A 19,617-nucleotide genomic window follows, 5' to 3' on the forward strand; every position below is an offset into this window, starting at 1 on the left:
GAGCACTACAACACCCACCGTCGCCACCAAGCCCTCGACGGCCAACCCCCGATCAGCAGGCTGTAACCAACCTCCTGGCCGGGTACACCTAGGCCCTCGAGTCGTCGCATGAGACCCCTGAAGGCACGGATCTGCTCGGGGTGTCTGGCGATCGAGCCGGTGGAGAAGTACTCCGAGCCCTTGCGCTCCCACTGGGCAGGCACGGTCGACTGGTCGATCTCGGTCTTGAACAGGGCGGTCTTGACGCGCTTGAACTCCGCGCCGAGCCTGCGGGCGTGCTGGACTGGGACGATGAACCCGGCGTAGCCGAAGATGGGGTGCTGACCGAAGCGGGGGTGACCATCCTCGATGTACGGGCCGATGTGTCCGAACTCGTCGAGATAGGCGATCAGCATGGAGTACATCCTCCACGACCAGGACCGCCGTGTAACGCAAGAACCCACGTCCGAGGACGTGGGTTCTTCGTAGTGGCGCGTGCTCCGTGTCTCAGAAGTCGCTACCGAGAAGGAGTCTAGCGTTCCGAAGGCTTCGGATCCAGTTTTGATTCACGGATGAGTCTGGCGAACATCTTGTGGAAGCCGGACCGTTAGCGAGGATGGGACCACTAGAGCGGTAGCGGTCGCGCTCGTTCCGCCCATGTCAGCGCGGTGGCGGGGCCTTGCGCGGGACGCTCTCCCCGACCATGCCTAGCGCCCGATCTCTGGAGGCCCGGGCCTCGAGACGGGTGGCGTGGGACGCGCCTGGGGGGCCGGGAAGCTGACACGAGCGGCGCGAGCAGCGTCTGCCGCACGTCGATCAACGAAAGCACCACCTTGCCCTCGGACCTGGTCGACTTCGGTCACCCGCGGGCGGTCCTTGGTGGGTGTCCAGTAGCGGCGAAAGCTTGTGACGTTGCCGCACTCATGCGCGAGGCGTTCGGCGGACTCCTGGGAGATGGCGCGGGCCCCCTCCCCCGCGTACACGCTGCGGGCGTAGTCCTCGGGGACCCAGCGGCCGCCGTGGCGGTACTCGTGCTCACCGCCGAGCGCCTTCGTGTAGGCCTCGCGCCAGCGTTGGGCGATCCTGGCGGCCGACACGTCGTAGGGCACCTCGACGTCGACGACGTCGACGCGGTAGCCGGCACGCTCGAGCTGGTGCCCGAGCTCGACGGCGGCGTCCGGCTTGGACAGGACCGAGTCGATGACGACGTTGGCGCCGGCGCGGATCGCTTCCTCGCGCACGACCTTGGCCAGCGCGGAGGACTCCTCGTGCACGAGCGCGGCGAAGTCGAGCGGGAAGAACCGCTCCCCCTGGGCCTCGAGCTCGCGCACCGCGGGCGGCTTGATGAACGTCTCGTAGGACCCGTCGGCCGCGGCCGCGTCCAGGAGCTGGGTCTTGATCTCGTCGGGGTCGACCTCGAGCCACCGCCGCCGGCTCTCGCTGCCAGGCGCGCCTATCAGCTCGTCCAGGATCCGTGACTTCCCGGCGCCGGGAGGCCCGGCGAGCACGATCGCGCGCTTGTCGTGCGCGACCTCGTTCTCCATCGTGGCGCGGAAGCGGCCGAGGATCTGCTGGTGCAGCTCCTCGCGCATCGGGGTGGGCATCCCGGGGGTGAAGAACCAGGCCGGGTTCGCGATCGTGGCGTGCGGGCTCTCGCGCGACAGCGGCGCACCGGGTGCCGACAGGGCCCGGACTGTCTGGGCATGGCGGTCAACTTCGGCGGCCGTCGTCACGGCCTGGGAGCCTAGTTCGTCTGGTGCGCCTGGCCCACCGCGACATACATGTCCTGGTCGATCAGGCCCTCGCGGTAGGCGCGCACGACCTCCTCGAGCGTGTGCGTCCCGGGCGCGTCGACGACCAGGGCGTCGTACCCGTCACTGCGCGCGATCGGGTCATACGGCCAGCGCACGAGCTCCTCCAGCGCGCGGTCACGGTCCAGCTCCCCCGCGGCGTACCGCTGGGCGATCTCGTACGGGCTCGCCCCGGAGAACCCGGGCCGGACGTCGTCCACGGCCCGCGCGGTCTTCAGCGCCTGGCTCACCGCGGACTGCGTCACGTGCAGCTCGGCAGCCAGCTCGCTCTGCGTCATCCTCGTCGCGAGCGCGCGCAGCGTCCGCTGGTAGGACAGCTCGGTGACCGATCGCCGGCTACGCAGCCGGCGCAGCTCCTCCACGGTGGGCTGATCGATGGTCGACACGCTCACCACCTCCATTCATTAGGCATCTTATATCGCATGGTCTATCAGGGCTCGCGCAGTGCCACCACGTCGCCAGCGGCGACGTCGGCCAGGGCTCCGGCTGGGACCTCGAGCAGCGCCGTCGCCGGGCCCGGTGCTGTCGACCGTGGGCAGGTCGTCTGGTCGACCTCGGTGCACGGGTCGAGAGTCGCTACGCCGATCACGCGGTCATCATCGATCCAGGCGACGTCGATCGGGACCTGCATGCCGGCCATCCACATCTGGTGCTCGGCGCGCTCTGCGAACGGGAACAGCATCCCGGTGCCGGCAGGGATCTCCTCGCGGCCGGCCAGACCTTCCTTCTGCTCGTTGGCGGTGTCCGCGACCTCGACCGCGAACACCTCTCCCCCGACCTCGACCGTGGCCTCGGGCTGCTGGGTGCTGCACGCGCTCAGGATCAGGGCACCACCCAGGGCTGTGGCGCGTCGAGGCTTCATCGGGACGCCTGATGCTCGGCGCGGGCGATCGCGAGCTCGCCAGCGATCACACCGAGGTCGGTGTGCGGGGCCAGGCGAGCGTGCAGCTGCGCCCCGACGCGAGACAACGGCACATCCGCGATTCGCGCGACGAGCGCGGCCGCGGCTCGGAGCGAGTTGATGCGCCCCTCGACGGTCGTCAGGTCATGACGGGACAGGACAACGTCGACCACGACGGACACCAGGCTCTGCGGGTGCGCCAGGCGCTCGGCGAGGGCCTGGCCGTGGCCGTCCTGGAGGAGCTGGGCGGGGTCGGTCCCGTCGGGCAGGACCAGGGCACCGGCGGTGCCGGCCTCGTCGTCGGTCAGCAGGTCCCACGCGCGCACGGCGGCCGCCTGGCCGGCGGCGTCGGCGTCGAACGCGAACACCGCCAGCGCGACGGCGCCCGAGTGGATCGCACGCACGCGCTCGAGGTGGGTCGCGGTGAGCGCGGTGCCGCACCCGGACAGCGGGACGACGGGCGACCCGGTGCGGCGGATGGCCTCGACGTCCAGGGCTCCCTCGACGAACACGGCCCGCGCACCGGCCTGGATCCGGCGCACTGCGCCCGGGTCGATGCCGTACAGGTCCCGGCTCTTGTCGAACGCGAGCGTCGTCGTGGTGTTGAGGTACTTCGCCGGTGCGTCGTCGGCGTCGTCGGCCGCGGGGTTGCGGCGGGCGGTGAACCCGATGATCGCGCCCGCCTCGTCGCGATACGGCAGGACCAGCCGGTCACGGAACACGTCCCCGACCTGGCCCTTGTCGGTGCGGAACGCGAGGCCGGCGGCCACGAGCTCGTCCGTGCCGTACCCGCGGCCGCGCATGCGCCCCACGAGCCGGGCCCATCCCTCGGGCGCGTACCCGGCCTGCAAGCCGCGCAGCCCGCGCCGGGCGAGGTAGCCCCGGGTCCAGTCCTCGTCCTGGTTCGCGTTCCAGCGCCAGTACTCCCACGCCGCGGCGTTGATCGCCACAACCCGCTCACGGGTGAGCTCCACGCTCATGTCAGGCCTCCTGGCGGGCGGCGAGGGCGGTGATCTGGTCGGGCCGGAAGCCGCTCCACGACTCCTCGCCGGCCACGACGACCGGGGCCTGGAGGTACCCCCAGCGCGCGCACCCGCTCGAGCGCGTCGTCGTTGGTGCTGATGTCCACCACGGAGTACTCGATCCCCTTCTTGTCGAGCGCCCGGCAGGTCGCGTCGCACTGGACGCACGCCGGCTTGCTGTACACGGTGACCTTGACCTGCTGGCTGGCCATGATGCCTCCCCCACGTCGTTTTTCGGACCGTCCCTGCAAGCGGAGCGTTTGGCCGGTAGCCGTCCCAGGACGCACCCGCAGGGCGTGAGCGCAGCGAGCGAGTCGGGGTGCCCGGACGGGTGGACAGTCCTCGGCGGGCTCAACGAGCGCAGCGAGTGCAGCCGGGGACTTTCCACCCGGGCGGGCCGTAGCGCAGCGGAGCCGACTTGCGCCCTGGGACGGCCGGCCACACTCGGAGCCAGGGACGGACCGAAGACTCAGAACGCTCGTCAGCCGCGGCCCGCAGGGCTGCGCCAGATCGTGCGCGGCGCTCCGTCGCAGGGCACCGGGGTTCACGCCACGACCGTCTCGCCACGGTCCGTGGCCCACTGCATCTGGGGCTGGTTCGCGGGCTGGTTCAGGACGACGTCGTGCTTGCGCAGGACCCGGTTCACCGTCGACCGCGACCATGGCACCCGCTGGGCGAGGTCCCGTTCGGAACGCGCCTCACGTGCAAGCTGGAGGATCAGGGCGTCACGCTGGTCAGCTGACATCGTGCGTGGGTCCAGATCACCACTCGCCTGGACCAGCGCACGGCCCGCGCCGACCGCCCCGACCTCGACGGGCTCGACCGGCTCAGCGACAGGCTCGGCCTCCACCGGCTCGACCTCCACGGCCTCCTCGGCTGTCGCGCCTGTCTCCATGAGCGGCGCGGCCGCCGCCGGGTCGGTCATCGGGTCGCCCGTCTCAGCTGCGACCGGACGGGGACGGCGCACGCCGAGCAGGTGGGCGAGCGCGGCGCCCATACCCATGACGGCGACGGGCACGCACGCAACGCCGACGACGACCTGCCAGGGCGCTCGCTCGATGCCGGCAGCGTGGAGCAGGTGGTAGGTGATTTGCCCTGCGGCTCCGATCACGAGAGAGGCCAGGACCGACCAGCCCGCGAACGATCGCGCGGTAGGTCGGATGTTGCGGTGGGTGAGCCAGACGCCCAGGGCGAACGCGGCGTAGACCTCCATGCCCAGAGGCAGTGTGATCGCGAGGTTCACGGTCAGGTCCATGATTCCCGGGAGCAGGTTCACCGGCCCGAAGCCTGACATCCGGCCCAGGTCCACCCACCCGCCCCAGATGGCGACGAACGCGCCGGCGGCGAGGAGGACGACGGGCCAGCGCGGGAACGACTCGTAGGTCTCGGCCGCCTGCTGAGCCGCCATCGGCTCAGGCGTGGCCCGTGCGGGCCGAACCACCGAACCGGCGAGAGCAAGGGGCCCACGAGAGTGGTTCATCATGCCTCCGATATCCGAACGCTTGCGTTCTAGTTTAGCAGAAACAGAACGGTTTGGTTCTGTTAGCGTGGTCAGATGAGCAAGGAATCCAAGCCCGTTGGGCCGGTTGATCCGGGGCCTGGGCCGCGCGGGCTGTACGACAGCGCGCGCCTGGCTCAGCGGCTCGGCGTCTCGCCGGTTTCGTTGCGCACGGCCCGGCACCGCGGGGTGGACTGGCTACCCGATCCGGCCGGCGAGCTCAACGGCGGCCCGGTGTGGACCGCGGAGTCCCTAGATGGGATCGAAGATCGTCGGCGTGGCGCTGGCCGTCCGCGAACCAAGCGGTGAGGTCGACTCGCTCAGCGAGGCGGCTCAGCCCTGTGCGAGCCAGGCGTCGAGCGTGCGGCGGGTGATGCCAGCGCGGGCGGCGAGTTCGACCTTCGTCAGCAGCTGGGCGCGATAGAGGCCCCGGACGGCGGTGCGCAGCAGTGCACGTCGGTGCGCCTCGTCGACGTCGGCCGCGCCGCTGGTGGGTGTGCCGTGGGCGGTGAGTTCGGCGAGGAGCCGGTCGCCATGGGTGGCGTACCAGGCCGCGGCGAGGACGTCGTCGGCGGGTTCGAGCTCGAGGACGTGAGCGGCGAGGCGGGCGGTGACGGGCACGAGTCCGGTGCCGCTGGCGTGGGTGAGCCACGCAGCCACGAGACGGGCCGGGCGCACGCTTTCCGGCAGGGGCTCGGGCTGGTCCTTGAACGTGCGGCGCAGGTCGAGGGCGCCTTGCATGCGCACGTCCCAGTCCCATGAGCCGATCGGTTCGCCGGCGTGCGCCAGGGCGTCGGTCCACGGCTCACGCTCAGCCTCGGGCTGGGCCAGGGCGAGCAGGCGCAGGGTGTGCGCGGCGTACTGCCCGGCGGACAGGGTCCGCCGCGCGGCCTTGTACCCGGTGCGCACGCGGACCTGTCCGGCCTCGGCCGCGGCCCACGCTCCCCCATCGCCGGCAGGCGGCGTCGCGGCGGCGCGCACTCGGTCGAGCAGGTCGAGGATCGGGCCGGCGTGCTCGTCGGGCAGGGCGTCGACGCGGCGGGTCGTCATGGGTGGGGCACCTCGGGGTTGCAGGCGGTCGTGCGCCGCACCGGAGGCGGGGGGTGTGGGGGGCGGCAAGTCCCCCACGGCGGCGCGGCGGGTACGGGTGAGCCTACGGGTTCGGGGTGCGGTGGCGGTCGTCATGGCGGTTCTCCTCGTGTCGGTGCGGGCTGGGCCAGGGCGGGCCGGTCGTGGCCCGCCCTGGCTGCTGGTCACGCGGTCTGGGCTGCGCGGTGGTCGGTGACCTCGTGCCACGGGGCGCGGTCGGTCCAGGAGTAGTCGGTCTCGACGCTCACGGACTTGCCGTTGACGCGGGCGACGCGGCGCCACCAGTGGCCGATCTTGACCTCGTCGCCCTTGGCGACGTTGTGCGGCCCGTAGTCGGTGACGGCGCCGTCGGCGATCTGCTGGGCGCGCACGCCCGCCCAGTGCGCGAGGTTGTCGCGGGCCTCGGCGATCGCCGGCTCGAGGCGACGTCGGCGCCGTGCCTGCTCGTGCTCGGTCGCGGGCCGGTATCCCGTGTCGGGGTCGTAGACCGGCGCGACGAGCTCGCGCTCGTACTTGCGGATCTCGGCGGCGAGCCGGGCGATGCGGTTTCCGACGGTGACGGGGTTGTACCGGGCGCCGGTCGTCGCCGCGGCGGTCGCTGCCGCCACCTGGGCGGCGTCGGCGTCGCGTTGGGCGTGGACGGCGGTTCCGAGCGTGGACCAGGCGCGTTCGGTGTCGCGACGGTGGCGCTTCTCGGAGTGGTGGCCGACCTTGATCGGCTCCCCACCCTCGGGCAGACGCTCGACGGCGGCCTCGTGCCGCGCGTAGGCGGCATCCGCCGCGCCCGCCTTCCGGTCGGCCTTGGCCGCCAGCGCGTCGGCGCGGGCGGCCTGGCGGGCGATCTTGTCGGCCTCTACGACAGCGGCCGGACGGGCCGTGTCGTCGATGGTGACCTCGACGTCGTAGCCGGCCTCGCGCAGCGCGGCCGCGGCCGTCTCGATTGCGCGCACCTTGGCGGCACGGTCGCGCGACTGCGGCACGTACCAGGTACCGAGATTGCGGCTGAACCGCCAGTGGTGCGCCTTGAGCACGACGTTGGTGCCGTCGCCGCGCTCGGTGCCGTCGATCAGGGTTCCCGCCTCGCGGGTGTGGGTGATGGTCAGCATGGTTCGCTCCTGCTCGCGTGTGGTTCTGGTGGGCCAGCCGGTGGGCCGGGGGTTTCCCTCTCCGGCCCACCGGGGCACGTCAGGCGAGCAGCTCGCGCAGGGTGCGGCGCGGGGCGTTGATCGTGCGGCGCCCGTTCGGGTCGATCCAGAGCGCGCCGCGCATGCGCTGGGCCAGGTGCGCCTTGTCAGCGCTGATCAGCGGGTGGTTCGCGGGGACGGTCGTCGCGTCGGCGCGGTCCAGGCGGTCCAGCACGTCGTTCAGCGGCTCGCCGGTGCGCTCCGCGTGTCGCTTGGCAGCCTCGATGCTTGCCTCGAACGACGCGCGGCTCGCGTCCTGGGCGGCGATGGTGTTCTGAGCCACGGGGGCCCTCCTTTGCGTTGGTGTCGGGTGGCCGGTGGTCTCCGGCCGTTGTGTGCCCTTCCAACAACTCGCGCTATGCGGCGTTCGTGGTCGGCGACGTCGACTACCTGCTCGCGACGTGGCACCCCTCGACCCGGCCCGCGGAGCTGGAGCTCGACGACGACGTGACGTGGCGCCGCCTGGACATCGTCTCGACGAGCGCGGGCGGCCCGCTCGACCGGACGGGCGTCGTGGAGTTCGTGGCCCGCTTCCGGTCTGCGGAGTCGCGCGAGCGCGGATCGTTGCACGAGGTCAGCACGTTCGTCCGGGAGGGCGGGCGCTGGTACTACGTGGACGGGGCGCACCGGGGCTGACCACTCCCCCGCGGACGGCCACGTCGTGCTCGGCATACCCTGACCGGGTGCCCCAGACCCGTTCGTTCGCGTCCGACAACTACGCCCCGGCCCACCCGGCGGTCCTCGCGGCCCTGACCGCGGCGAACGTGGGCCACGCCGGGTCCTACGGTGCGGACCCGTGGACCGGGCGTCTCCAGGAGGTCGTCCGCCACCACTTCGGCGAGCAGGCCACGGCGTACCCGGTGTTCAACGGGACGGGCGCGAACGTCGTCGCGCTCACGTCGATGCTGCCGCGCTGGGGCGCGGTCGTGACGTCGGAGCACGCGCACGTCCACCAGGACGAGAACGGCGCCCCCGAGCGCGTCGGCGGGATCAAGCTCCTCACGGTCCCCGCACCGGACGGGAAGCTGACGCCGGGCGCGGTCGACCGGTTCGTGGGCGACCTGGGCGACCAGCACCGCGCGCAACCGCTCGTCGTCTCGATCACGCAGGCGACCGAGCTGGGCACGGTCTACTCGCCCGAGGAGATCCGCGCGATCAGCGACCGCGCGCACGCGGCGGGGATGCGCGTCCACCTCGACGGTGCCCGGCTCGCGAACGCGGCGGCCTCACTGGGGGTGTCGTTGCGGGAGTCGACGACCGACGTGGGTGTCGACGTCGTGTCGTTCGGCGGCACCAAGAACGGTCTGCTGTTCGGCGAGGCCGTCGTGGTCCTGGACCCCGACGCCGTCCAGGGCGTCGACCACGTCCGCAAGATGACCATGCAGCTCGCGTCCAAGATGCGCTTCGTCTCGGCGCAGCTCACGGCGCTGCTCGAGGACGACCTGTGGCGCACGGGCGCGGCGCACGCCAACGCGATGGCCGCGCGCCTGCGGGCCGCGCTCTCGCCCGCGGCGAGCGAGGGAGAGGCGCCCGACGGCGGCACGCACGCGGCGCCGTCGGGCCTCGCGTTCTCCCAGACCACCCAGGCCAACGCCGTGTTCGCGGTCCTCCCGCGCGCCGCGGCCGAGGCCCTGCGCGCGGACTTCGCGTTCTACGACTGGGCCGCCGCCTCCCCGGACCCGGTCACGGGCGACGAGCGCGTCGAGGTCCGCTGGATGTGCTCGTGGGACACGACCACCGAGGACGTCGACGCGTTCGCGACCGCGGTCGGTGCGGCCCTGGAGGAGGCCCCGGGGCAGGCCTGACCGCGCGCCTGCCCCGGGCACGGCCGGCTCAGGCCCGACGGCGTCGCGCACCCACCAGGAGCAGCGCGCCTCCGCCGACCAGCAGCAGGGCCGTCGCGGCGATCCCCACGGCCCCGGACCCGGTGACGGCCAGCCCGGCCCCCGCGGTGTTGACGAGGGTCACGTCGACGACCTCACCGGGGCCGATCGTGACCGACGTGACGTCCTCGCCGTCGACCATGAAGACGGGCGTCCCCCACACCACGCCGTCGACGTCCGGGAGGTCGACCTCCTCGAGCTCGACGACCGTTCCCGCGGGGAGGTTCGCCGGGCCCTCGACGACCGTGCCGTCGGCGCGCAGCCGCAGGGTGCCCTCGGTGCGCTCGCCGTCGACGGTCGCGGAGAACGCGACCGTGAACTCGGTGCCGTCGGGGACCTTGGCGGCGTTCGGGCCGACGACCGCCTTGGCGACCGCGAGGCCGCCGACCTGCGCGGCGACGACGTCAGCGGTGTTGGTGAGGGTCACCGTGGTGCTCTCGCCCTCGGTGATCGTGACAGTGGCCGGGCTGAACACCGGGGCGCCCCACACGACCCCCGCGACCGCGGGCAGGTCGACCTCCGAGAACGACACGACCGTCCCCACCGGGAGGTCCTGCGGACCGTCGACCACGGTGCCGTCGGCCAGGACCTGCACGGTCCCGGTCACGACCTGGGCGTCGAGCCCGTACGAGTACGCGACCGTGAACGGGCTCCGCGCCGGGACACCCTGCGCACCGGAGCCCGCGACGACCTTGCGGATCGAGAAGCCACCCGCGGGCTCGGCCCCGGCCGTGTTCGTCAGGGTCACGGTCTGCCTCCCGCCGTCCGCGATCGTGACCGAGGCCGGGCTGAACACCGGGGCGCCCCACACCACGCCGTCGACCGCGGGCAGGTCGGCCTCCGAGAACGTGACGACCGTCCCGACCGGGAGGTTCTGCGGGCCGTCCACCACGGTGCCGTCGGCCGCGACCGTGAGCGCGCCCGTGGTCGACGTCCCGCCCAGGTCGTACGCGTACACGACCGTGAACTCGCTGTCGGCGGGCACCCGGTCGGCGGTCTCGCCGACGACGTCCTTGACGAGGGCGAAGCCGCCCGCGGGCGCCCGTCCCGCGGTGTTGGTCAGGGTGACCTCGACCGTCCGGTCCCTCCCGACGACGACCCGGTCATGGCTGAGGACAGGGGTCCCCCACACCACGCCCTCGACGTCGGGAAGGTCCACCTCGCGCAGCTCCACGACCGTGCCCTCCACGAGGTTGCCGGGGAAGGACACCGGGGCGCCGACCGTCAGGCCGGCGAGCGTGCCCGTGACGGTCTGCGCGCCGAGCCCGTACGCGTACTCCACGGTGTACGCGGTCCCTGCCGGGACCAGGGCGGCCCCGTCGCCCTGGACGACCTTGGCGATCGAGAACGTGCCCACGGCGACGTCGGCCGTGTTGGTCAGGGTCACGGTCGGGTTGGCGCCGTCACCGATCGTGATCGACGTGACCGGCGTCCCGGCGACCGAGAACACCGGCGTGCCCCACGCGACGCCCACGACCTCCGGGGGCGCGAGCTCGCCGAACCTGACGACCGTGCCCGCGACGAGGTGCTGCGGGCCGTCGACCACGGTGCCGTCGCCGGACAGGCGCAGGGTCCCACCGGTCGTGACGCCGTCGATCGTGTACTCGTAGGTCGCGGCGAACTCGGTCCCCGTGGGCACCGCCGCGGCGGCCGCACCACGGAAGGTCTTGGCCATCGAGAACCCGCCCGTCGGCACGACGACCGCGGTCGCGGTGTTGGTCACGGTGACGGTCGGGTTGCCGCCGTCACCGACGGTGACCGACGTGACCGGCCGGCCCCCGACCGAGAAGACGGGAGCGCCCCACACCACGCCGCCGACCGTGGGCGGCGCGAGCTCGCGGAACGTCACGACCGTCCCGACGGGCAGGTTCTGCGGGCCTTCCCGCACCGTCCCGTCCGCACCGACGGTCAGCGTGCCCGAGGTCGGCGCACCGGCCAGCTCGTACGAGTACGCCACCGTGAACGTCGTGCCCGCCGGCACCGCGCCTGCCGCGGTCCCGGTGACCGCCTTGCGCACCGAGAAGCCGCCCGCGGGCTCGTCGGTCGCGGTGTTCGTGACGGTGACCACGGGGTTCGTGCCGTCGCCGATCACGATCGACGAGACGGGCTGCCCGCCGACCGAGTAGGCGGGTGCACCCCACACGACGCCGTCGACCGACGGGAGGTCGACCTCGCCGAACGTCACGCGGGTCCCCTCCCGAAGGTTCTGGAGGCCCGTGGTCACGGCGCCGTCCGCGCCGACCGTGAGCGTGCCCGACGCCGTCGCACCGGCCAGCTCGTACGAGTACGCCACCGTGAACCTGGTGCCCGCGGGCACCAGGTCGGCGGCCTCCCCGGTGACGGCCTTCCGCACCGAGAACCCACCCACGGGGGTGGCGGCAGGGTCCGCCCCGTTGGTCACGGTCACGGCCGGGTTGCTGCCGTCGCCGATCACGAGCGACGTGGCGGGCTTCCCGTCGACCGTGAGGACGGGCGCGGCCCACACGACGCCGTCGACCGTGGGCGGCGCGAGCTCCGCGAACGTCACGAGGGTTCCCTCGCGAAGGTTCTGGGGACCTGCGACCAGGGCGCCGTCGGCCCCGACCGTGACCGTGCCCGACGTCGGGGCGCCGTCGACCTCGTAGGAGTACGACACGCCGAACTCGGTGCCTGCGGGCACCAGGCCGGCTGCCGCCCCGGTGACCACCTTCTTCATCGAGAACCCGCCCACGGGCGCCACGACGGGGTGCGCGGTGTTGGTGACGGTGACGGTGGGGTTGCCGCCGTCACCGATCGTGACCGACGTGACGGGCTTCCCGTCGACCGTGAAGACCGGGGCGCCCCACACGACGCCGGGCACGGTCGGCAGGTCGGTCTCGGAGAACGTCACGACGGATCCGACGGGGAGGTCCTGGGGCCCGGCCTGCACGGTCCCGTCGGCGCCCACGCGGAGGGTGCCCGAGGTGGGCGCGCCGGCCAGCTCGTACGAGTACGCCACGGTGAACTCGGTGCCCGCCGGCACCAGGTCGGCCGCGTCCCCGTCGATCGCCTTGCGCACCGAGAACCCGCCCTGCTGCACTCGTGCGGTGTTCGTGAGGGTCACCGCGACGCTCCCGCCCTCGCCGATCGTGATCTCGTCCGAGGGGCTGAACGACGGCGTGCCCCACGCGACGCCGGGGATCGTCGGCAGCGTGGGCTCGGAGAGCGTGACGACCGTCCCGGTCGTCAGGTGCGCCGGGCCGCTCACGAGGCGACCGTCGGCCGCCACGACCAGGTCGCCCGTGACCTGGGCACCACCGTCGGTGTAGGAGTAGCCCACCGTGAACGAGGTGGCGTCCGGCACGCGGCTCTCCGCGTCGCCGACCACGCGCTTGGTGACCGTGAACGTGCCCGTGTTCTCCGGGACGCACGCGAACGCGCCGGGCCCGATCCAGGGGTAGTTGTGGTGCTCGATCCCGTTGCCCACGACCCGGAGGTCTCCCCCGACGTAGAGGCGACCGCTCGTGCTGGTGCTGAGCGTGGCGTCCGCGAACGGCGCCAGGACCGTCCCCAGGAAGTGGTCGTTCTGGCCGATCGTGACGGTCCGCGCGTCGACGAAGTTCCACAGGATCCGCGACGACGCGTTGCCGATCCCCGGGGAGGACAGACCGTTGACCTGCGTGCCGTCGAACCGGACCGTGCCGAGGTCGATCGTCGCGTCCGCGCCGGTCACGTTGACCACGATCGGTGCGTCGGGGCCGACGCCCGTGAAGTCGACCTCGACCTTGGTACCCAGGGACGTCAGCGCGGAGGCCTCGACCGTGAAGGTGTGCAGGGAGGCGGAGGCGTCCGCCGCGAAGGAGACCTTCTTGCCCGAGCGCTCGATCCGGGCAGGCGTCGGATGTGCTGCGGCGAGGTCCGCCGACTGCTGGCGGACGACCCTGCCGAAGTCGCCGTAGGGTGCGACGGCCTCGGCCCCCAGACCCGGCCGCACGGCGCCGCCGTTGGTGTCGATCGGGTGCGTGCTGGTGACGGTCCCGCCGACGTCGACGTTGCCGTCGCCGTCGACGTTCATGCCCACGTGCAGCTTGGTCGTCGACCCCACGGTCAGGCGTGCGCCCACCGCGAGCATCGTGGTCCCTCCGGGCGGGGTGATCTGGGAGCCCGCCCCGGCCGTCCCGACGTTGTACACGCCCTGCGAGGCCTTCTGGAACGTCGCGTCGCCCATGACGACCAGCAGGCCCTCGGACTCGGCGGCCGCGCCCGTCGCGGAGAAGTCGCCGCCCACGTAGACCGCGACGTTCGAGTCGGTGAAGGCGGGGACGTTGCCGACGCCCGGCATCTGCCCCGGGGCCGGGCACTGCGGGAGCTGCGACGCGGACGCGGGCGCGGTCGCGGCGGTGTCCACGAGTACCGCCCCGGTCAGCGCCAGAATGGCGGCGGTCGTGGCCGCGACGACCCTGCTGAGGGGGCTGCGGGTTCCGCGGGCCCGGCGGGGGGTGCTCATGAGGTTCTCCCGGTGAGTTGAACAGGTGTCCAACTCGGAAGACCCGGGCAGATGGGCAGGATGACGACAGCCGAGAGTGACGTGCGTCACCTTCACCAGGTTTTCGCGCGCCACGGCGTCAGAGGTGCGCGGCTTTCACCCGACCCCGGTGTATAGGCACCCCGAAGCGGGGGCGCCGGCACGGTGCGGCACCGGCGACCCGACGACGGAGGCCGCCCCGTCGTGGAACGACGGGGCGGCCTCAGGGGGGTCGTGCGGAGCAGGAGCCGTCAGTGGCCGCCGGACGCGAGGAACCAGATCCCCACGGCGCACGCGGCCAGCACGACGCCGAAGCACAGCATCGCGGCGGCGCGCCGAAGGCCCGTGGGGCGTGCCGCCGTCGGGCCGGCGTCCGTGCCCGACGGCGCACCCTCCACCGCGAGCGTCGCCGCCGCAGCGGGCGCGCTGAGCAGGCGCACGCCCAGCGCGAAGAGCGCGGGCAGACCGGCGCCGACGAGCGCGCCGGCGACCAGGACCTGGAGCAGTGCGTCGAACTGGATCAGCTCGCTCATGCGGGGACTCCCTCGCGGCGGGTGGCGGTGGTCGGGTCAGCGGCGTTCGCCGTGGAGGCCGCGTCGGCGTCCGCAGCAGCCTTGGTCGCGGCGATCGTGGCCTCGGCCTCGGCCGTGACCTCGACGGCGACGGCCGTGAAGGACTCGGCGGCGTCGACCACGGTCTCACCCTCGCCGTCCCACTCGTCGTTGACGTTCGAGGCGTCGACCGGCTTGCGGCGCGAGGCGACCCAGATCGCGAGCGAGGTCCCGATGAGGACGGTGAAGACCGCGACGGTCCCCCCCACGCCACCGATCGCGTCCTGCAGCCAGAAGCAGAGCGCACCGACGATGCCGGCAGCCGGCAGCGTCAGACCCCACGCGGCGAGCATCTTGCCCGCGACGCCCCAGCGGACCTTCGCGCCCGGCATGCCGACGCCCGAGCCCAGGATGGAGCCGGTCGCGACGTGCGTCGTCGACAGCGAGAAGCCGAAGTGGCTCGAGAGGAGGATGACCGCGGCCGACGACGTCTCGGCGGCCATGCCCTGGCGGGAGTCGATCTCGACCAGGCCCTTGCCCAGGGTGCGGATGACGCGCCAGCCGCCCAGGTACGTGCCCAGGGCCATGAAGGTCGCGCAGGCCAGGACGACCCAGAACGGGACGCCCGAGTCGGCCGGGACCGCGCCGCCCGCGATGAGCGCGAGCAGGATGATGCCCATCGACTTCTGCGCGTCGTTGGTGCCGTGCGCGAGCGAGACCAGGGAGGCCGAGCCGATCTGGCCCCAGCGGAAGCCGCGGCTCGTCGTGTCCTGCGGCAGGTCCTTGGTGATGCGCGCGACCAGGAACGTGCCGAGCGCGGCCACGCCGATCGCGATCACGGGGGCGAGCAGGGCGGGGATCATCACCTTGGACAGGACCCCGGTCCACAGGACCCCGCTCGTCCCGACCGCGGCCAGGACGGAGCCCACGACACCACCGATGAGGGCGTGCGACGAGCTCGACGGGATGCCCAGCAACCAGGTCAGCAGGTTCCAGGTGATGCCACCCACCAGACCGGCGAGCACCACCTCGAGGGTGATGACGTTCGAGTCCACGATCCCCTTGGCGATGGTCGCCGCGACGGCCAGGGACAGGAACGCCCCGACCAGGTTGAGGACTGCAGACAGCGCTACCGCGGTCTTGGGCTTGAGGGCACGTGTGGCGATGGACGTGGCCATCGCGTTGCCGGTGTCGTGGAAGCCGTTCGTGAAGTCGAAGGCCAGGGCCGTCACTACCACGAGCGCGAGCAGGATCGTCTCGGTCACGTCATCCATGGTGGAGTCTCCGCGACAGGCTTCAAGACCAAGTCGGCGAGTCTTCGACGACTGTTCACCTGGTGTTCATCTGGCGTTCGAAGGTCCTTCGAAAAGGTCCTGTGCGGCCCGTCTGGCGGGCTGTTCCGGCTCGGATCCCGGACGGTTCCGGGGGCGTCCGGCGCGGGCCACGGACCGCGGGCGACCGGGTTCGGGTCGCACCGGGCGCCCCCGTCAGCTCACCCCTCGCGCCCCTCCAGGACCGCGAGGTAGTGCGGGTTCTCCATGACGCCCAGGACGTTCCCGAACGGGTCCACGACGGCCGCCGTCACGAACCCGCCGTCTCCCTGCGGGGTGACCGGCTGGTACTCGGCGCCGCCCAGGGCGAGCAGGCGGTCGTAGGTCGCCGCGACGTCGTCGACGTGCCAGTACACGACCGCACCACCGGGCGCCGTCGCAGCCCCCGCGGGTGCGTACGAGCGGTCGATGATCCCGAGCTCGTGCTGGTAGTCGCCCACCCGGAACTCGACGTACGCGGCCGGGGCCGGTGCGGGCGGCATGACGTAGTACGGCGCGACGCCGAGCACCTCGGTGTACCAGGCGACTGCCGCGGGGACGTCGTCGGACCAGAGGCTCACGGTCGTCAGGCCGCGCGGGGTCGTGGCGTCGGTGCGGGCAGGGCTGGGGGTGGTGCCGGTCGGGTCGCTCATCGTCGTGCTCCTTGTCCGGGCTGGCTCGTCCCGACGACGGTGCCGGGGCGTCGTTCCCACGCTAGCGGCGGGGTGCGACACCGCATCCGGGCCGGGAGGCCCCCGTCCTCAGCCCGCGGGGCGCATGAGCGGCGGGTTGAGGACGGCGGGCACCGAGGCGGGCGCCTCGTCCTGCCCGACGACGTCGCCCGCCCCGGCGGAGCGCTGCGCCTCGGGTGCGAGCCGGTAGAGCGCGGCCGGCCGACCGGTCCCGCCCGACGTCGACTCCCCCGTCTCGACGAGGAACCCGGGGGTCCCGACCGCCTTGCGGTGGAAGTTGCGGGGGTCGAGGCGCGTGCCCCACACGGCCTCGTAGACCGCGCGGAGCTGCGCGATCGTGAACTCGGGTCCGCAGAACGCGGTGGCGAGCGTCGAGTACTCGAGCTTGGCGCGGGCCCGCTCGACGCCGTCGCGCAGGATGCGGTGGTGGTCGAACGCGAGCCCGTCGGGGTCCGCGAGCGCCTCCTCGACCGGGTACCAGCCGACCTGCGCGGCGTCGCTGCCCGCGGTCGGCAGGCCGTAGGTGGGGGCGAGCAGGAGGTGCGCGACGGTCAGCACGGGGCCGCGCGGGTCGCGGCCGAGCGGCCCGTAGGTGCGGAGCTGTTCGAGGTGGCCCGGGACCCCGACGCCGGTCTCCTCGGCGAGCTCCCGGGTGGCGGCCTGCGGCAGGGACTCGTCGGGCAGCACGAACCCGCCCGGCAGGGCGAGGCGGTCGCGGAAGGGGTCGAGGAGCCGTGTCACGAGCAGGACCTGGAGCGTGCCGTCACGGACCGTGAGCGCGACGACGTCGACCGTGACGGGGATCCGGGCGGCCGAGGCCGGGGTGTCGGCGTGCGGGTGCGTGGGGCTGCTCATGCTGCCCACCCTACCTTCTTATCGTCAGGTTGACGCTAAAGACGATCCAGGCTTATCGTCAATGTGACACAAACACCGACGACGGACGGAGCCTCCCATGGCCACCATCAAGCGCTACCCCTGGCTGCGGCACTTCCTCGGCAGCCCCACGGGCGCCGTGATCCATCTCAAGGCAGGGCGGGTCGCCCACCGCGGGATCGGCCAGGCCTTCTGGTTCCGCCCCGGCACCTCGGTCCTCAGCGAGGTCCCGGTCGACGACCAGGAGCTACCAGTCCTCTTCCACGCCACGACGCGCGACCACCAGGACGTCACGGTCCAGGTCAACGTGACCTACCGGTTCGCGGACCCGGCCGTCGTCGCGCAGCGGCTCGACTTCGGGATCGACCCCGACACCGGAGCCGCCACGACGACCGGCCGGGACCAGGTCGCGACGATCATCGGGCAGCTCGCGCAGAGCCACGCGATCGACCACCTCGCGGCCGTGCCCCTGACGACCGCGCTCGAGCAGGGCGTGAGCCAGGTCCGGGCCCAGCTCGTCGAGGCCCTGGGGACGGACGCCAGGCTGGCCTCGACCGGCATCGAGGTCCTCGGGGTGCACGTGCTCGCGGTCCGTCCGGACGGCGACGTCGAGCGCGCCCTCCAGACCCCGCTGCGCGAGCACGTCCAGGCCGAGGCCGACCGGTCGACGTACGAGCGGCGGGCCCTCGCGGTCGAGCGCGAGCGCACCATCTCGGAGAACGAGCTCGCGAGCCAGATCGAGCTCGCGACGCGGCGCGAGCAGCTCGTCGCGCAGGAAGGGACCAACGCCCGGCGCGAGGCCGAGGAGACGGCGGCTGCCGCCCTCGTCGAGGCCCGGGCGGCGGCCGAGCGTCGCGACCTGACCTCGCTCGCGCAGGCCGAGGAGATCCGGCGGCTCGGAGAGGCGAACAACGCCAAGTTCCGGACCGTGATGGACGTCTACGAGGGCATGGACCGGTCGACCATCCTGGCCGTGGCGATGCGCGACCTCGCGGGTGCGCTGCCCAAGATCGGCAGCCTCACCATCACGCCCGACCTGCTCAGCGGGGCGCTCGCCGCGCTCACGGGGGCGGGCGCCGCGAACGGGAGCGCCGCTCCCGGCCAGCGCGGAGCCTGAGATGCCCCTCCAGCGGCGCGTGGTCGTCGTCCACCGGCGGACCGAGCTCGACGAGCTCCTCGACCGGCACGCGACCAGGGGCCAGGCCGAGTTCTTCCTCCGCACGCGCGGCCGCACGCTCGAAGCGGTCCAGGAGCGGCACGACACCGTGACCGAGGCTCGCGCCCGGGTCGTGGCGGCGATCCCCGAGGGCTGGCGGCGGGCCGACGTCGAACGCGCGGACCTCGGCCGGTTCCTCGTGGCCCCCGAGGACGTCGTGGTCGTGGTCGGGCAGGACGGGCTCGTCGCGAACGTCGCGAAGTACCTCACCGACCAGCCCGTGCTGGGCGTCGACCCCGAGCCGGGGACCAACGCGGGGGCGCTGGTCCGCCTCGACGTCCCGACGGCCGTCGGGCTCCTCCAACGCGCGGGACGCGCGACGCGCGCAGGGACGGCCGCTCCGGAGGCGGGCGGACGCGGGGCTGGCGGGCGCACGGCTGGCGGGCGCGGGGCCGGCAGGCCCGACGACGGCGCCCCGGGCCACGCGCTCGGCCTGCGGACCGAGGACCTCACCACGGTCGCGGCGTCGCTCGACGACGGACAGGTCCTGACGGCGCTCAACGAGGTCTTCGTCGGCCACCCGTCGCACCAGTCGGCCCGCTACCGGATCGCCACGGACGGCCCGGGCGACGCGGCAGGCCGTCGGGGCACGAGCCGCCGACCCGTCAGGTCCGAGAGGCAGTCCTCGTCGGGGGTCATCGTCGCGACGGGGGCCGGGGCCACGGGCTGGTGCGCGTCGATCGCGCGCGAGCGCGGCGGGCGCCGGCTCCCCGGCCCCACCGACCCGGCGCTCGCGTGGTTCGTGCGCGAGGCGTGGCCGTCGCCCGCGACCGGTGCCGACCTGACCGAGGGGCTGCTCGACGCGGGCGGCGAGCTCCGGCTCACGGTCGAGTCCGACCAGCTCGTGGTGTTCGGCGACGGTGTCGAGTCAGACCGGCTCGTCGCGTCGTGGGGCCAGGAGGTCACGGTGCGCGTCGGGGAGAACCGGTTGCGGCTGGTCGTGGGGTGAAGGCTACGGGCCGGCCGGGGCCTGACGCCTCGGCCCGGGTGCGCCGCCCCGCGGTCAGCGCGGGCGACCGCCCCTGAGCCGCCTAGGTGTACCCGGCCAGGAGGTTGGTGTCAGTTCCGGTTGTTGAAGGGAGGACCTCCGGGCTTAGTGGAGATGTCGAAGTCTTCACAACCCGG

Annotated in this window: 19 protein-coding genes and 1 pseudogene; 5 read left to right on the forward strand and 15 right to left on the reverse strand. The window is 73.0% G+C overall.

Going from position 1 to position 19,617, the window contains the following annotated elements; all coding sequences use genetic code 11:
* Positions 1–5: 5 nt before the first annotated feature.
* From NHG27_RS18305 to NHG27_RS18335, 7 genes and pseudogenes are all read right to left on the reverse strand, one after another.
* Entirely contained in the window at positions 6–395 is a 390-nt protein-coding gene (locus NHG27_RS18305) for a DUF3800 domain-containing protein (protein ID WP_497017261.1), read from the reverse strand.
* Positions 396–686: 291 nt separating this feature from the next.
* Entirely contained in the window at positions 687–1,712 is a 1,026-nt protein-coding gene (locus tag NHG27_RS18310) for a zeta toxin family protein (RefSeq protein ID WP_497017262.1), read from the reverse strand.
* 11 nt (positions 1,713–1,723) lie between these two features.
* The gene (locus NHG27_RS18315) at positions 1,724–2,176 is read right to left on the reverse strand and encodes a Cro/CI family transcriptional regulator (protein WP_497017263.1); all 453 of its coding nucleotides are present in this window, start codon (positions 2,174–2,176) and stop codon (positions 1,724–1,726) included.
* A 44-nt stretch (positions 2,177–2,220) separates the two neighbouring features.
* Positions 2,221–2,652 carry a DUF192 domain-containing protein gene (locus tag NHG27_RS18320; protein WP_497017264.1) on the reverse strand — a complete coding sequence of 144 codons (432 nt, stop codon included), beginning with the start codon at positions 2,650–2,652 and terminating at the stop codon, positions 2,221–2,223.
* Entirely contained in the window at positions 2,649–3,671 is a 1,023-nt protein-coding gene (locus NHG27_RS18325; protein ID WP_497017265.1) for a toprim domain-containing protein, read from the reverse strand. The genes NHG27_RS18320 and NHG27_RS18325 overlap by 4 nt, the downstream gene beginning before the upstream one ends.
* A gap of 1 nt (position 3,672) precedes the next feature.
* Positions 3,673–3,925, reverse strand: a pseudogene (gene nrdH / locus NHG27_RS18330) (glutaredoxin-like protein NrdH).
* A 332-nt stretch (positions 3,926–4,257) separates the two neighbouring features.
* Positions 4,258–5,121, reverse strand: a complete 864-nt coding sequence (locus NHG27_RS18335) for a hypothetical protein (RefSeq protein ID WP_497017266.1) — start codon at positions 5,119–5,121, stop codon at positions 4,258–4,260.
* 147 nt (positions 5,122–5,268) lie between these two features.
* Here NHG27_RS18335 and NHG27_RS18340 point away from each other — a divergent pair, with 147 nt between their 5' ends.
* The gene (locus NHG27_RS18340; protein ID WP_497017267.1) at positions 5,269–5,520 is read left to right on the forward strand and encodes a hypothetical protein; all 252 of its coding nucleotides are present in this window, start codon (positions 5,269–5,271) and stop codon (positions 5,518–5,520) included.
* 24 nt (positions 5,521–5,544) lie between these two features.
* On the opposite strand, the gene NHG27_RS18345 is transcribed toward NHG27_RS18340, so the two are convergent.
* The 3 genes from NHG27_RS18345 to NHG27_RS18355 form a co-directional block, all read right to left on the reverse strand.
* The gene (locus NHG27_RS18345; RefSeq protein WP_497017268.1) at positions 5,545–6,261 is read right to left on the reverse strand and encodes a hypothetical protein; all 717 of its coding nucleotides are present in this window, start codon (positions 6,259–6,261) and stop codon (positions 5,545–5,547) included.
* A gap of 203 nt (positions 6,262–6,464) precedes the next feature.
* The gene (locus NHG27_RS18350; protein ID WP_497017269.1) at positions 6,465–7,406 is read right to left on the reverse strand and encodes a DUF3560 domain-containing protein; all 942 of its coding nucleotides are present in this window, start codon (positions 7,404–7,406) and stop codon (positions 6,465–6,467) included.
* A gap of 79 nt (positions 7,407–7,485) precedes the next feature.
* Positions 7,486–7,767 carry a hypothetical protein gene (locus tag NHG27_RS18355; RefSeq protein WP_497017270.1) on the reverse strand — a complete coding sequence of 94 codons (282 nt, stop codon included), beginning with the start codon at positions 7,765–7,767 and terminating at the stop codon, positions 7,486–7,488.
* Positions 7,768–7,784: 17 nt separating this feature from the next.
* Here NHG27_RS18355 and NHG27_RS18360 point away from each other — a divergent pair, with 17 nt between their 5' ends.
* Together NHG27_RS18360 and NHG27_RS18365 are read left to right on the forward strand one after the other, a co-directional pair.
* Positions 7,785–8,120 (forward strand): YchJ family protein, encoded by a 336-nt coding sequence (locus NHG27_RS18360; protein ID WP_497017271.1) that lies wholly within the window; start codon positions 7,785–7,787, stop codon positions 8,118–8,120.
* Between the two features lie 47 nt (positions 8,121–8,167).
* On the forward strand, positions 8,168–9,289 hold the full coding sequence (locus NHG27_RS18365) for a threonine aldolase family protein (RefSeq protein ID WP_497017272.1): 1,122 nt from the start codon (positions 8,168–8,170) through the stop codon (positions 9,287–9,289).
* 28 nt (positions 9,290–9,317) lie between these two features.
* Here NHG27_RS18365 and NHG27_RS18370 read toward each other — a convergent pair whose 3' ends face one another.
* The 5 genes from NHG27_RS18370 to NHG27_RS18390 form a co-directional block, all read right to left on the reverse strand.
* Entirely contained in the window at positions 9,318–13,832 is a 4,515-nt protein-coding gene (locus NHG27_RS18370; RefSeq protein ID WP_497017273.1) for a DUF5979 domain-containing protein, read from the reverse strand.
* Positions 13,833–14,101: 269 nt separating this feature from the next.
* Positions 14,102–14,383, reverse strand: a complete 282-nt coding sequence (locus NHG27_RS18375; protein ID WP_193719774.1) for a hypothetical protein — start codon at positions 14,381–14,383, stop codon at positions 14,102–14,104.
* On the reverse strand, positions 14,380–15,675 hold the full coding sequence (locus NHG27_RS18380) for an inorganic phosphate transporter (RefSeq protein ID WP_497017274.1): 1,296 nt from the start codon (positions 15,673–15,675) through the stop codon (positions 14,380–14,382). Before NHG27_RS18380 ends, NHG27_RS18375 begins: the two co-directional genes overlap by 4 nt.
* 218 nt (positions 15,676–15,893) lie before the next feature.
* Complete coding sequence (locus tag NHG27_RS18385; RefSeq protein ID WP_497017275.1) at positions 15,894–16,364, reverse strand: VOC family protein; 471 nt, start codon at positions 16,362–16,364, stop codon at positions 15,894–15,896.
* Positions 16,365–16,472: 108 nt separating this feature from the next.
* Entirely contained in the window at positions 16,473–17,258 is a 786-nt protein-coding gene (locus NHG27_RS18390; protein ID WP_497017276.1) for an NUDIX hydrolase, read from the reverse strand.
* A 97-nt stretch (positions 17,259–17,355) separates the two neighbouring features.
* On the opposite strand from NHG27_RS18390, the gene NHG27_RS18395 reads away from it, so the two are divergent.
* Entirely contained in the window at positions 17,356–18,393 is a 1,038-nt protein-coding gene (locus NHG27_RS18395) for an SPFH domain-containing protein (protein WP_497017277.1), read from the forward strand.
* 1 nt (position 18,394) lies between these two features.
* The gene (locus NHG27_RS18400) at positions 18,395–19,441 is read left to right on the forward strand and encodes a diacylglycerol kinase catalytic domain-containing protein (protein ID WP_497017278.1); all 1,047 of its coding nucleotides are present in this window, start codon (positions 18,395–18,397) and stop codon (positions 19,439–19,441) included.
* The last annotated feature ends 176 nt before the right edge of the window (positions 19,442–19,617 follow it).

This window comes from Oerskovia sp. 140933, assembly GCF_059651515.1.

Coding starts and splice junctions, on each gene's coding strand:
- NHG27_RS18305 (WP_497017261.1), bottom strand. CDS start 395: ATGCTGATCGCCTATCTCGACGAGTTCGGACACATCGGCCCGTACATC.
- NHG27_RS18320 (WP_497017264.1), bottom strand. CDS start 2,652: ATGAAGCCTCGACGCGCCACAGCCCTGGGTGGTGCCCTGATCCTGAGC.
- NHG27_RS18325 (WP_497017265.1), bottom strand. CDS start 3,671: ATGAGCGTGGAGCTCACCCGTGAGCGGGTTGTGGCGATCAACGCCGCG.
- NHG27_RS18335 (WP_497017266.1), bottom strand. CDS start 5,121: ATGGCGGCTCAGCAGGCGGCCGAGACCTACGAGTCGTTCCCGCGCTGG.
- NHG27_RS18340 (WP_497017267.1), top strand. CDS start 5,269: ATGAGCAAGGAATCCAAGCCCGTTGGGCCGGTTGATCCGGGGCCTGGG.
- NHG27_RS18345 (WP_497017268.1), bottom strand. CDS start 6,261: ATGACGACCCGCCGCGTCGACGCCCTGCCCGACGAGCACGCCGGCCCG.
- NHG27_RS18350 (WP_497017269.1), bottom strand. CDS start 7,406: ATGCTGACCATCACCCACACCCGCGAGGCGGGAACCCTGATCGACGGC.
- NHG27_RS18370 (WP_497017273.1), bottom strand. CDS start 13,832: ATGAGCACCCCCCGCCGGGCCCGCGGAACCCGCAGCCCCCTCAGCAGG.
- NHG27_RS18375 (WP_193719774.1), bottom strand. CDS start 14,383: ATGAGCGAGCTGATCCAGTTCGACGCACTGCTCCAGGTCCTGGTCGCC.
- NHG27_RS18380 (WP_497017274.1), bottom strand. CDS start 15,675: ATGGATGACGTGACCGAGACGATCCTGCTCGCGCTCGTGGTAGTGACG.
- NHG27_RS18385 (WP_497017275.1), bottom strand. CDS start 16,364: ATGAGCGACCCGACCGGCACCACCCCCAGCCCTGCCCGCACCGACGCC.
- NHG27_RS18390 (WP_497017276.1), bottom strand. CDS start 17,258: ATGAGCAGCCCCACGCACCCGCACGCCGACACCCCGGCCTCGGCCGCC.
- NHG27_RS18395 (WP_497017277.1), top strand. CDS start 17,356: ATGGCCACCATCAAGCGCTACCCCTGGCTGCGGCACTTCCTCGGCAGC.
- NHG27_RS18400 (WP_497017278.1), top strand. CDS start 18,395: ATGCCCCTCCAGCGGCGCGTGGTCGTCGTCCACCGGCGGACCGAGCTC.